The organism is Tunicatimonas pelagia (genome assembly GCF_030506325.1).
In the GTDB taxonomy this organism is placed as follows: Bacteria; Bacteroidota; Bacteroidia; order Cytophagales; family Cyclobacteriaceae; genus Tunicatimonas; species Tunicatimonas pelagia.
In genome coordinates, this window is the sequence record NZ_CP120683.1 from 1,957,649 (window position 1) to 1,970,583 (window position 12,935).

The 12,935-nt window shown below is 47.9% G+C and carries 11 protein-coding genes; 2 read left to right on the forward strand and 9 right to left on the reverse strand.

The genetic code is table 11. The features are described 5' to 3' along the window. Positions 1-12 precede the first annotated feature (12 nt). The 4 genes from P0M28_RS08160 to P0M28_RS08175 all read right to left on the reverse strand — a co-directional run bounded on the left by P0M28_RS08160 (position 13) and on the right by P0M28_RS08175 (position 4,445). A complete protein-coding gene (locus P0M28_RS08160; RefSeq protein ID WP_302209282.1) occupies positions 13-1,062 on the reverse strand; it encodes a FecR family protein in 1,050 nt (349 codons plus the stop codon). Between the two features lie 123 nt (positions 1,063-1,185). Further along, a complete protein-coding gene (locus tag P0M28_RS08165) occupies positions 1,186-1,788 on the reverse strand; it encodes an RNA polymerase sigma factor (protein ID WP_302209283.1) in 603 nt (200 codons plus the stop codon). Between the two features lie 324 nt (positions 1,789-2,112). Beyond that, positions 2,113-3,204, reverse strand: a complete 1,092-nt coding sequence (locus tag P0M28_RS08170) for a class I mannose-6-phosphate isomerase (protein ID WP_302209285.1) — start codon at positions 3,202-3,204, stop codon at positions 2,113-2,115. Further along, positions 3,204-4,445 carry an Nramp family divalent metal transporter gene (locus P0M28_RS08175; protein ID WP_302209286.1) on the reverse strand — a complete coding sequence of 414 codons (1,242 nt, stop codon included), beginning with the start codon at positions 4,443-4,445 and terminating at the stop codon, positions 3,204-3,206. Before P0M28_RS08175 ends, P0M28_RS08170 begins: the two co-directional genes overlap by 1 nt. Before the next feature lie 194 nt (positions 4,446-4,639). On the opposite strand from P0M28_RS08175, the gene P0M28_RS08180 reads away from it, so the two are divergent. Beyond that, positions 4,640-4,765, forward strand: coding sequence for a hypothetical protein (locus P0M28_RS08180; RefSeq protein ID WP_302209287.1), 126 nt, complete (start codon positions 4,640-4,642; stop codon positions 4,763-4,765). A gap of 5 nt (positions 4,766-4,770) precedes the next feature. Here P0M28_RS08180 and P0M28_RS08185 read toward each other — a convergent pair whose 3' ends face one another. The 4 genes from P0M28_RS08185 to P0M28_RS08200 all read right to left on the reverse strand — a co-directional run bounded on the left by P0M28_RS08185 (position 4,771) and on the right by P0M28_RS08200 (position 9,483). Then, a complete protein-coding gene (locus P0M28_RS08185; protein WP_302209288.1) occupies positions 4,771-5,712 on the reverse strand; it encodes an NAD(P)-dependent alcohol dehydrogenase in 942 nt (313 codons plus the stop codon). A gap of 54 nt (positions 5,713-5,766) precedes the next feature. After that, complete coding sequence (locus tag P0M28_RS08190) at positions 5,767-6,513, reverse strand: helix-turn-helix domain-containing protein (protein WP_302209289.1); 747 nt, start codon at positions 6,511-6,513, stop codon at positions 5,767-5,769. A gap of 67 nt (positions 6,514-6,580) precedes the next feature. Further along, on the reverse strand, positions 6,581-7,915 hold the full coding sequence (locus tag P0M28_RS08195) for an IS5 family transposase (RefSeq protein ID WP_302206850.1): 1,335 nt from the start codon (positions 7,913-7,915) through the stop codon (positions 6,581-6,583). A 251-nt stretch (positions 7,916-8,166) separates the two neighbouring features. Continuing rightward, positions 8,167-9,483, reverse strand: a complete 1,317-nt coding sequence (locus P0M28_RS08200) for a chondroitinase-B domain-containing protein (RefSeq protein ID WP_302209290.1) — start codon at positions 9,481-9,483, stop codon at positions 8,167-8,169. Positions 9,484-9,585: 102 nt separating this feature from the next. Here P0M28_RS08200 and P0M28_RS08205 point away from each other — a divergent pair, with 102 nt between their 5' ends. After that, positions 9,586-10,383 (forward strand): hypothetical protein, encoded by a 798-nt coding sequence (locus P0M28_RS08205; RefSeq protein ID WP_302209292.1) that lies wholly within the window; start codon positions 9,586-9,588, stop codon positions 10,381-10,383. 204 nt (positions 10,384-10,587) lie between these two features. Here P0M28_RS08205 and P0M28_RS08210 read toward each other — a convergent pair whose 3' ends face one another. Beyond that, complete coding sequence (locus tag P0M28_RS08210) at positions 10,588-12,879, reverse strand: RICIN domain-containing protein (RefSeq protein ID WP_302209293.1); 2,292 nt, start codon at positions 12,877-12,879, stop codon at positions 10,588-10,590. Between the last annotated feature and the right edge of the window lie 56 nt (positions 12,880-12,935).

Here is a 12,935-nt window from a genome sequence, read left to right on the forward strand (position 1 = left end):
AATGCTGACGGCTCAGCGATCTCGAAAAATAATTTGGTGCTCGGTCTGAATAACTTTTATTCCCAGTGTTTCCTTCAGAATAGCCAGGAGTACGGATAGCTCGGTATTTGGAATGGTAGCGGTGATTTGTCGGCTTTTCAGAGAATCCGACTCAATAGTTACCTGCTTTCCGTAAATATTCTCAATGAGGGTTCTTACATCGGCCAAGGCCATATCTTCAAAGACATAGCGACTTTCTTTCCAAGCCGTATACACCTGTGGGTTCACTTCAGTTTTAGACGCTTGGTGGGTTTGAAAAGAATACTCAACCAATTCTCCGGGAGCCATAGTTAGATCTACCGTCTTAGCTGGATTATGAAGTTGAACTTGACCCTCGGTAAGTACGACCTTTACCGCTGCTTCCTGCTGCTTCACGTTAAATTCCGTACCGAGTACTGATATGGATAGGTCTTGCGTATGCACCGTAAACTTTACCGGTTGATCTCGCGGGTTAATACGCTTGTTCACCTTAAAAAATGCTTCGCCAGTGAGCTTTACCGAACGGTCAGCCACCGAGAACTCGGCCGAATCCTGCCATTGGGCACTATAAGAAAGGGCAGAGTTGGCATTTAAGATAACCTGAGAACCGTCGGGAAGAGTGATATTTTGAGTCTCACCGGCGTTTGTTATAAAAGTTGTCTCGTCAGAAGCTGAAATGATCTTTAGGTAGAAAAAAGTAAAAAATGCTAATCCTGCAATAGCTGCAGCACTAAGCCAGTGACGTAACTTAGGCGAGCGAGCAGTAGAAATTGGCGATGCTTTACTACCTTCGCTAGTAGCTTGTAGATTGTCGTACAGCGTTTCCCATACTGTAATAAAGTCGGCATTATCCTTCGGGTCAGATCGTAAGTTAAGCGTCTGAATGTCCTCCCAGGCTTGGGCAACGGTTGGCAGTTGTTCGGGGTGCTCCCTCAGCCAACGATTCCAAAAAAGATGATGCTCATCCTGAGGGCGAACCACCCACTGCTGAAAATAGGGATCTCTGACAAAATCATCTACCGAGAACCGCTCATAATCGGGCATAATACACAGCTTTTACTCACTAGTGCATTATCCCATTAAAATCTCATCGGTTTCTCGAGTTTTTTTAAGAAACAGACCAACCGGGCAGGTAGAATATACTTGATCGCGGGTACGCGATTTGGATTAGATGTTATTCCAGAAAAGAGCAAGTAATAAAGCGGCCTTATCAATATTTCCTCGAAGCACCTTCAGGGCTTTGGATACAGCATTATATACTGCTTCTCGGGAGATGTGCATCGTAGCAGCAATCTCATCATTACTTAATTCTTGGTAGAACTTAAGCTGTATAGCTTCTTGTTGCCGCGGGGTCAATAGCCGCATTAAGGCCTGGTAAATCTTTTTTCGCCTTTCGTGATGTAGTTCTTCTTTTATCCATTTGCTTTCCTGCGAACTAACAGTGACCTCGACAGCGCGAGTTTCTTTGGGTGGGTTGACTTGCTCCAGCTTTCGGTAGAGTTTGTATTTAAGGGCTGAGGCTAGGTAGCCGCGGACAGATGTGGCGACCGCTAAGTTTGATCGGTTATTCCATAATTCTAAAAACAGGTCTTGGATAGCATCCCTGATAAGTTCACGATCACTAGTAATTTTTCTGCCATAATCTAATAGATAAAAAAAATGTTGCTGGTAGATCGCGGCGTAGGCTTCTTGAGACCCAATTTGGAAATCTTTCCAGAGCGTATCCGAGGAAATGGACGATACGTTTTTGTCAATAGGGTAGGTTACCATGCAAATTATTGCAAAATTGCCATTCTCTTATCTAAAAGAAGCATTGTTTTTTTAATATAAAAAGAAATTTGTTGAAATGGCAAATAAATTGGTAGATAAATAGACATTATCACATGTGAACTCTTATGAAACTTCAAAGAGGCAAAATCCCCTTTTACTAAGAGAGAGAAGGGGAAAGCTGATTAGTAAAACTTGTTTTACAGACCCATTTGTGATAATCATTAATGAAGAAGGTCTTTCGCTTTGGCGAATTATAAAGCTCAGGCTGAGAATGAGTCAATAGCAATTCTTATGAGAAGGCCGGGTAAAGCAAAAGGGAAGCCACTACGAGGACGTAACTCCTGTCCGGGGTGGAAACGCTAGTACTACTTCTAATGGTTCGTCGGCCTGATACGTTACCGTTTCGGTAGCAAAAGGTATCATAAACCGATCTCCCGTTTGCACCGCTAGCTCTTGATCGCCAGCCCGGAGCGTACCGCTTCCGCCCGTCACGATACCCACGTAGAATGAATCCGCTCGCTTCTCGCACGAGCCACTCACCCGCAAGCGGTGCACACGGAAGCAAGCAGTTTGCTCGGTGTCGATAAGTACGTACTCTTCCCCTCCGCGTTGTTGATTCAGCATTCGGGGCGAACAAAAGTAGTGCGCCTTGATCTCTTCTACCGAAGTTTCCTTAAACTCAATCATATCCATTCCGAAGTCAATGCCCCGGTCCATAAACCGGGCCGCTTCCGGCAGCACGTAGCCCCCGCGCTCAAACTCTAGCCGGGCTACAAAGTCGGTCGGCTCCATGATCTCGATCATCAACACTCCGGGACCGATAGCGTGGGGCATGCCGCCTGGCACAATAAATACATCGCCAGGCTGTACCGTAATTTTATCAAAACAACTTTCCAGGGTGGCGATGTCCTGCCCGGCTACCGCTCGTTTAAACTCCTCTCGGGGCCGAGGGTGCTGAAACCCCAGAAAGATGTAAGGTTCTACTTCCGGACGAACAGCTAAGATGACGTAGGCTTCGGTTTTTCCGTGGTTACTGTTAAGGTGCTGCTGAGAAAAAGCCACCGTGGGGTGCGCCTGAATGTGCAGCCGGATTGACGAATCCAGAAACTTCAGCAGAAACTGCGTTTTGGCTCCGTACTGCGCGTAGTGCGCCGGCCCCACCAGCTTGTGAGGATGCGCCGACAGCAGTTCGGTAAGCAAGTGCGGCTCACCATCTACCTCTACCCTAGAAAGCCCCTCTTCGGTATGTTCTTCCCGCCCCTGGTTCACCGCACGGGTGGTGGAGGCAATCCAGTCTTCCGGAAAATGCGAGTCTTGGGGTTCGGCTTTCCCTTCGCGAATATCGAGCATTTTACCACCCAGATAGGTACGCCAAACCCGATTGGGAGTTAAAGAAATAATGGTTGGAATCGTCATTAGATAGATTGTAAGGTGGCAATAATACTGGTGAAGCTAAGGTAACTCATCACCAGCGCAAAAGCGAATACTAACAGCAACACACCGTTGGTAAATAGAGAAAAGCGCCGTTCACCCATCAATGACTCCCGATTTCCCAGCAGCGCAATACACGCCACAGTGGCGGGTAACACTAAGGCTCCGAAGGCCTGGGAGGTAATCATAATAGCAATAGGCTTGGCGTTAAAAATCGGTACGACTAATCCTAAGCCAGACATGACCAGGGCGATGATCCGGTAGCTGGGCCGTTTGAGGTTCGGCTTACGACCGTAGTAGTCGTCCAGCAGCCAAGGCAGCAGGGCCACATTAGGAAATTGTGACGAGACACCCGCCGCTATCAGCCCTACGGTGAAGATGGTGACTGCCAGCGGCCCGGCTAGCGGTTCCAGTAGATTGATCATCTCGGTCACATTAGTGAGGGTAACACCCTGAACGTACAGGGTTCCGGCGGCCGCGGCCATGATAGAGCCGCTCACCACAAACATCAGAAAGCCTGAGAAAAGCGCGTCGCGTTGCTGAATACGCAAATCGGCCATCGTCCAGTTCGCTTCTTTCACCAGAGTGGTTCGCAGAATGAACAAGCCCGAAAACAGTGTAGTACCTACCATAGACGCAACCACCAAAAACGAGTTTTTGTCGGATCCGGCCTCCGGAATATTGGGCACCATACCGTGGGCTATGTCCGCCAACGGCGGGGTAAGTACCAGAAAATTAATCAAAAAACAGATCGCCATGATGCCCACAAACACCGCCAGCACGTTCTGGAATACTTCAGTATTACCTCGCAGGAAGATCAGGTACACCACTGCCACAAAAAACAGAGCAAAATAAAGCGGGTCAATGCCCCCGTCGATCACTCCCTTTGACCATTCGTAACAGACGTTGCCGATAATCCCCATCACGCCGATAATGCTACCACATACGTGAGCCGTTAGCGTAATTACGAAGAACCAGCCCACGGCGGGGTGCAGATGGTTACGGAAAGCCTGGAGGGCGGTCTCGCCCGATACGATGGTAAACTTGCCGAATAAGTTAATCAGAAAATAGGTAATAGCACAGGATAGAAAGATAGCCCACAATAGCCCCATACCATAGTCAGCCCCGGCCTTGGCCATGGCGGTCACGCTACCAGTGCCTACGGTGAATCCAAATAAGAAGATGCCGGGTAATAGCGATTTGAGGAACTTCTGTAACTTACTCATAGGATTAGCACCTCGGGATAAGGCGATGCCTACCGGTTAGTGTTAATTGTTTTAGGAGAAAACATGAAAAGATAAGTAGAATATTCATGATTTCTTGGTTAATTACATAAAACATACAAACGATCTATCCTATTTCCTTCTTTCAACTAGTCACTGGGGGTTGTCAGCCCATCAAAGACGGCTCCCCGCGGAAAGTGTTCAAGAGAAAGGACATCTTTGTCGGTGGATTTAAGATTATTCACCCCGACGACGTGGCCTACGCCATCATAGAGCAGATAAAGCATCCCGTTAACCATAAGATCACGGGGGTGTGGTACTGACCAGCCTAGCCCATATTCACTACCACTTTACCGGTCGTTCCTCCTCTTTCAGCGTATTCATACGCCTGCTGTATATCTTCCAACGGAAACGTCCGATCAATCATTATCTCAAATCCATTCGCCGCGTGCTTCACCAGTTCGCTCAGGCGGTGTTGGTCCGGGCTGCCTAAAATAACCCGGTGCTTCTTACCCCCGAACGTGCTGCCAACCAAGCTTTGGATAATTTGTGGCAACGTTGGCGTAGGATTTAAAAAGATACCCTTAGTATTCAGCAGCCGCTTCGCCTCCTGAAATGATAACCTATCCGCCGTGTCAAATACCACGTCATACGTATCAGTCAGCTCACTGAGCTTCTGCTGACGGTAGTCGATCACCCGTTGGCACCCCAGTTGCTTCGCCAACTCCTGGTGAGCCTTGCTACAGACCCCAGTCACCGATAGTCCATAGCTATTGGCCAGGTAGGTAGCCCACATGCCCATGTTGCCTGTGCATCCATTGATGAGGATGGATTGACCGGCCTTTATCTTCGCCCTAGCGAACAAGCCCAGGTGAGCAGCCGTGCCCACCACTGCCAGGGAGGCAGCCTGCTCAAAGCTGATACTATCAGGCTTTATCGCAATTAGATCCGGAGTCACCACCACCAGCTCCTGCATGGCTCCGCCCTTCTTTTTGTTAACAAACCCCAGCACTTCATCCCCAGGTTTAATATTTTGCACCTTCTGGCCAACTGATTGAACGACGCCCGAAAATTCACCCCCTACGTACTGGGGGAATTTCTTGCCTGACATCATCTTCATTTCCCCTCTTCTGAGCTTTCCGTCAATGGGATTAATGGAGGCAGCTTTAACCGCTACCAGCACTTCGTGATCTTGGTGAGAAGGGGTAGGAACCTCAGCTACTTCTAACTGCTCGGTTCCGCCAAACTGATTATATCGTACTGCTTTCATCCTCTTGTTTTAGTACTGCGCCACGTTGACAGCCCAAAACTAACGAGCGGTTCTTCACCAAACTTGTATCAGTTTACTGTTTTTGCGGAAGACCCGGGGAGGCACCCCGATCATCTGCTGCATGTATTTATTGAAGTTAGAAGCGTCGTAAAATCCGGTTTCCAGGGCGATCTCCGTGATGGTTTTGGTGTCGTCCTCCAGCAGCAACCGTAGAGCTGCCTTCAGTCGGTTCCACAGCAAAAACTGCGAAAGGCTACTTCCTACCTGTTCTTTGAATAGGGCTGATAAACGAGAAGAAGACAAGGCCACCGAATCGGCCAGGGTTGCCGTACTGAGCATCGACCAATCGGGAGACGTTTGTACGATTTGTAAAGCGGCCAGTACCCGTTCGTCCATGATATTGATGACGGTTCGCTGCGCCATCTGCGCCAATAATAGTTCAACCCCGATAACAGACGACTTGCTATCCAACAAACCCATCCACTCGAGCAGGTGGCGACGTTCGCGAAAAACCCTCACGGGCCGCTCCGCCAGCGATTGAAGTAAGTACTGCCCCACTCGGGAATGAGGTTCGGCGTTGATAATGGTAAAAGCTCCAACCACCGAAGTACAGCGGTGGGCTACCTGGGGTCTGATCACGAAGCCGACGATATTTTGGTAAAATGTGCTATCGATCCGTGAGTTGAACGGTTGGTCTTGCGCGTATACCCACTGTAGCGAGGCGTGACGATGAATCTCAACGTCTAAGCTGTGCGTGACAAAAGATATCGTACTGCCTCCGAAGGTTTCTGTTTTTTCCATAACATTCGTTACTTTACAACCAACATTTGGCCATCCAAGGTGGAAAGTTAGCCATAAAACTACCTAGTCAACCCTGAAGAAGTCTCATATTCGCATCTGCTGCATTCATCAGAGTGTAAATCCACCGTTGCAGCCAGTGGACAAAAATGGTGTTTTGCTTTCTGATCCAACTTTTCAGATTGAAGGCCATAGCCGCTAGATTGAGATTGATTTCATCGCCCAAAAAGCTCTTGAGATAGTTTCTTTCTAATCGGAAACCTTGTTTGGTGTGACCAATGACTGGCTCAATAGCCGCTCGGCGACGGAACTTCTTTCTAGTTTTCTGTTTCTGATAATTATTTCTATGTTTTTTAGCTTTGGGAATACTGATCTGCGTGGAGCCGACCCTAGCCTTACCCCGATAGCCTCGGTCGCAAATACCCTCTTTGGGACGTTGCCCAGAAGCGCGTTCGACGGCATTTAGTGTCTCTTCCAGGGTGTGACTGTCATGGGGATTCCCCTTGAAGCTGGCTACCCCGACAATTAAATTACTTTCTTTGGTCAAGGCCAGGGATGCTTTACTGCCAAACTCGTATTTCTTCGCTACTTTGCCTTTGATGATGCAAGCTACATCAGGTTCGTGTAGGCTGTAGATTTTGTTTTTATCTGTGCGCTGTTGTTTAATGACTCGTTCAAAACGCTTCAATACATTCCGATGGTAGGCTAATGAGCCAGTAGGAAGCTTACGGCGCAACTCTCGGATGAGTCGCCCGGCAATGGTTTTCAGGCTACGTAAGGAAGACCTAGCTTTCTTGCGGTTCTTAGGGTGGGTCGCAAAACGTTGATTGAGTAGGTGTGACTTGACCACTCTTCGGTAGGATTGTCGCAGTTGAATACCTTCTTTGGAAGCTATCTTGCGACACTTATCAATCACCCTAACTGCTAACTTGGCATCTGTGGGATACGTAATGTTCTTCTCTTGGACAGTCGTGTCAATGAGCACCTGATCTACTTTTCGCACTGCTTCGGGATGAATATGCAGCGAATAGGACAGTAATTTTTCAGCCCCTTCTTTACCGATACGTTTTCGGAAGTAGACCAGATCAGTAGGATGGCAAGGCGCTTCCCACTGAAAAGTAGCCATGCCACAGAAAAATTGGTAATACGGATTCTCGCACCAACGTTCTACCAAGACTTCATCACTGAGATTTTCTAACTGCTTCAACATCAGCAGCCCGACCATTAATCGTATTGGTTTGGCCGGTTGCCCTAGCTTAGAATAGTAGCCTTCAAAGTCCTTCTCAATAGCAGCCCAAGGTAGTCGCTGAGCTAATTGATACAGGCGATTGTTCGGATTAAGGCAATCAATCAAATCAGTAGTAAACAGTGACGTTTGCTGCTGGTTAGGCGAGTCGCTTTTCATAAATATTGCAAGCTTTTGAAGCAAGGTAAGCAGAAACTGGCAAATTTAATGAGCTTTGTTGCGTCATTTTATGTCGCATTTTATTTGATAATCAATTCTTTAGATACTTCTTCAGGGTTGACTACCTAACCTGCTGTACCGCAAATAATTGAAGGCTTCATAAATTCTTCTGGCCAGACTGTTTGAAGCTCGACTTATGGCCGTAGTAGTAGCCAGTAGTTAAGAAGCTTCTGACTTTTATAATCATCGGATTAGTCTTGTCGGATTGCTTCAGTCGGTGGTAGCCAGGCGGGTCCTACTTCCTGGTATGATAGCGGAGAAGGCCGGGGGGTATTAATTGGCGCTTGGCGTACTCCCGCTTTTATATTGCTTGTGGATAGAGTGGCCTTTCCTTCGCCTACGTTGTCTATCCATTGAATATTTTTCAGGTCGTCAGTATCTTGATAATACATAACTCCATTATTAGTTTGTATTTTGTTATTGCGAATGATAATGTCGTGAATGAACGCTGGACGGTCGCCAATGCGAATGCCCTGTTCCATGGAATTAACAATTGTATTACCCTCTATCACGCAGTCGTAGGTCTCAGCGTACTTATCACCGTCACCGCCTAGCAAGCGAATACCGAGCACATTATTTTGTAGGTAGTTCTCCCGGATGATATGCCCTGTACCGTAGGCCCGAATGCTACCCCGATCCATGTAGTTATATTCCACAATACAGTCGTTACCGCCCCGCAGTACCAGCTCTTTGTCCGGCTCATTACGGATGAAGATATTATACCGAAAAGTATTTCCCTTTGATTTATTAGAGATAAGTTCGCGATCGGCATCGCCGCGCATGTTCTCAATTAAGTTGTATTCTACCAACGTACGATGCTCGTGCTCGTAGTGTTGTTTTCCCTGCCCTACCTGAATGGGTTCCTGCCCGTTGAATAACCCGTCTTCTTGGGTGCCATTGATCCAGTTGTGGTGAATATGATTATCCGTATTACCCGCCCCTCCGTCAATACCAATTCCTTGTCCGACGATGTTTTCCAGATAATTGTGGTGGACTTGGTTGTTAGTGCTACCATTCGTCACCGATATGATATGTATCCATTTATGATGACCGCAGGTAAAAAAGGCGGAGTGGCGAACCTCACAGTAATTAGCACTATCCAGCAGGATAACTTCATTTACTGTATCATTCATCTGAGGTACCTTGGAAAAAGTAAATCCATCCAGGATGATATAATCAGCCGCTATACGAATGCCGGAGTTTCCGGTGAATTTAACTTTGCCTCCTTGCGCAGCCGAGAAAACAATAGGTCGTTGAGTAGCCCCTGCGGTCGTTATGGTAAGCTGAACATTCTCGTATTCACCGTTCTGTAATACTACCGAATCGCCAGGTTGAGCTTGGTTAAGATACTGTTGGGCTTCTGAGCCCGAGCGCGCTTGGTAGGTAGTTCCATGAGCTGATGTTATACAACCAAATGCTGCTATAGCTGCCATTAGCGCAACATAAAACGGTTGGCCTTTCCGGTACACTAGCCGGAAATGAATAAAAGTGTCTGATTTTACACCCATAGAAAAAATGTTAAAGCCCTAGCAATAATGAGAATATAGCCAACTTACACTATTTTTAGCAAGATTTTTAATGAGCTGATTACTGTTTGCCCAATTAAATTTATGAAGTACCTAGTTTTCGTTCTTTGTTGTTGGTGTGTTAGTATTACTCAGACGTGTGCTCAAACACCAGACTCTATTTACCGTTCGCTGGAACAGTTAGCGTGGAAGCCCATATTGGCCGACACGGGGCAAACCGATTGGCAACAGCACTGGTCGGTCGATGGAGACCGGGCTACTCTCAAAGCAACTCCCCAAGGAAGACTTTTTTGCGCGGGCCCAATCGCCTACGACAATGGCTCACACGCCGTGATGTGGACCAAACAAAGCTTTAGCGGCCCTATCAAGGTTGAGTACGACTACGTACGGGCCGACGATATCAGCCGATTTGTGAATATCATTTATGTGCAGGCGACGGGTATTGGCGAGCCACCCTACACCAAGGATATCAGTGAGTGGGATTCGTTGCGAACTATCCCGACCATGAGTAAGTATTTTACGTACATGAACGCCTACCATATTAGCTTTGCCGCCTTCGACATGGACAATGAGGATCCTGATAATGACTATGTACGCGCGCGACGCTATCCGGTAGCTCCCGATGGCAATTTTACTGAAGATACCGCTCTGAAGCCGGACTATACCCAAACCGGGCTGTTTAAGCCGGGAGTACGATACCACATTACGATTATTAAAAATAACAACCATCTGACGATGCACGTAGAGGGGGATGAAAAATCTTCGCTATTCTACTGGGATACTTCCGCTTTCCCTCCTGTAGAAGCTGGTTGGGTAGGATTCCGTCATATGTATACCCGCTGCGCTAAGTACGATAACGTCAGAATTTACGGGTTACCCTGAAGAAAGTAAGCAATACGCTGAATACGATTAAGAAAAGACGAGTTTCAGTCATGAGCAGTAGGTAGAGAGGCTGAAGGAGGTGCAGCTTCTCCACCTACTGCTCATAAAATATAACCACACTTGATAAACCTCTTCTGAGTTCACGGCGTAGCTGACCGCTTCGTTCATCTAGGAATAGATTCGTATTTTTTTGTTTACTAGCCGTTACTCGATCAGCAGTTTCTGGGTCGTGATAACTGCACCCTGCCGTACCAGAACGGTATAGAGTCCTTTAGGTAAGGTTTGAATACCCACCGTCTGGCTTCGGGCGAGCCATTTTTCTAGCACTACCCGACCGGTCAGATCTAATACCCGCAGCTGAGCCGCTGACTGCTCATCGAACAACTGTACCCGCACTTCGCTGTGCGCTGGGTTGGGATAGAGAGTCAACTGTTTGTCTACTCCTGGCACTTCCTCAGCTAAGCCAGTTTTGCCTACGGAGGTTGTCCGACGAGCGTTGGTATCATTTATCCTAACCAGTTGCCACTGTTGATTGGCCTTATCAAAGGAAGTCCACTGCTGCACGTTGGCCCCGTCCTCAGTCGACTCCGTCCATACGTCCAATACTTTACCACTGTGACGGGCCGTGAGTGTATAGTAGCCCTCACCACTGGGCTCAATCTTCCATTGCTGGTTGTCGTTGTCGTTGTAGGCCCACTGCTGTACGTTGCCCCCATTCGCGGTCGACCAACTTCGCACGTCGAGGGCCTTGCCACTGTACTTGGAGACGATCTTATAATAGCCTTCCCCCACCGGGGTAATTTCCCACTGACGGTTTTCAGCGTCGTTGGTGCCGTACTGGAACACGTTTACCCCGTTACTACGGGCGTTGCTGAACCCACCGTTGGTGGCCGGGTTAGTGTCTACCGCCAAGGCCTTATCCGAATGACGGGCTATTAGTTTATAAGTGCCCGCTACCGAACCAGATACATCGGACTGAACTTCGTAGGCCCCAATGTCAGGTGCATTACCTGAGAAGGGAAGACCCACGTCCACTCCGCGGTCGTGGGCAAAGCTGGCATCATCAATCTCAAAGAAGGGATAAGGCTTACTGCCGGAAAGCAACAAACCCGCCCTTTCATTGTAGTTACCCGTGACCCGGCTGTGGTTCATATCCACGTTTTGGTACGTATTGTTAGTTACTTCCAATCCCGGTGCGTTCACGTTATTGGTCTTGAACAAGCGAACCTTTCCCGGCAGGGCGTACTCCAGAATATTATTCTTGATCTGAAAATTAGTCCACTCACCGGGGTCGCCCTCAAACAGAAAGGGTTGGTTGTTGATGTTACCGGAATAGGTAGAGTAGATGGTGTTGTTGAAAAACTTCCAGTCGGTGGCCGGGCCGTTCATTCTACAGAAAGTACGGGGATAATACATGTTGAACACATTGTGGTGATAACTCTGATGAGATTCGTTTTGAGAGCTTCCCGCATTATTAAACACCATGCTGAAGCTTGAGCCGTTGATATAGTTGTGGTCAAACTCTAGGTAAAACTGTCGGGTTTCCATACATGACCACACGAACGAGGCATTGTCATTCATCTCCCAGCGGTTATGGTGCACTCGAATAGCATTCGTGATAGGTTCCGGGGCAAACCTGGGAGCATGCGGCGAACTCAGACTAATCTGCGAATGAATAAAGGTACAGTTACGAATCTCGCTGTTCTTGAGCGTGATATTAAAGTACTCAAGGGAAAACGGAAACTGACCGGGAAATATCTCGAAGGTGCAGTTGTCCACAATCAGGTCTTCTACTAAGTGCGCTGCAATCTCATCCAACCAGTGCCTTCCCCCGTAGAACTGGATACCTACTCCCACCCGTTCCGACGGATTAGATGGATTCGGGTGAACGTCCTGTACAAAACTACTATTAGTGATATAGATGCCTTTGCTACGATTGGCCACGAAAGCCGTACCATAGTCAATTCCTGCTTTGACGAAGTTATAAAAGTCGCACCGATCAACAGTCACGTTGGTAAGTTCTCCCCGTAGCAAAAGGGAGGTGTTGCTGATCCAGTTGAACGCCACATGCTCGACGGTGAAATCCTGGACATCGCGGACGAAGAGACCATTGGATCCCGTTCTTTGGTTGCCATTGATTTCCAAATGGGCGATTCGGTTGCCGTCCAAATCCCGGCCATAGATTAAAGTTTCTGAGGTGAACGATAGCACTGTTCGGCTACTACTGCTCTTGCCATTTCCAATCAGGTCTACCCCTGAAGCCAGGGTCATGGTGGACTCCTTGAAGGTACCGGCTCCGACTCTGATCCGGTCGTTGGGGTTCGTCACTCGGGTGGTCGCGTACTTTACCGTACGCCAGGGCTTGGCTTCGGTGCCGTTGCCCGTGTTGTCGTTGCCGTTGGTCTTTACCCAGTAGTCGGTGGCGTGGACTACGAACCCGCAGAATATCAATACCAGAGTAGCTAACGTACTTATCGTGGTTTGGATGTTTTTCATAGATGTGTTTATTAATTGTTGCTGTCTTAAAATTAGTTTTGTCAGCCTATTATGGG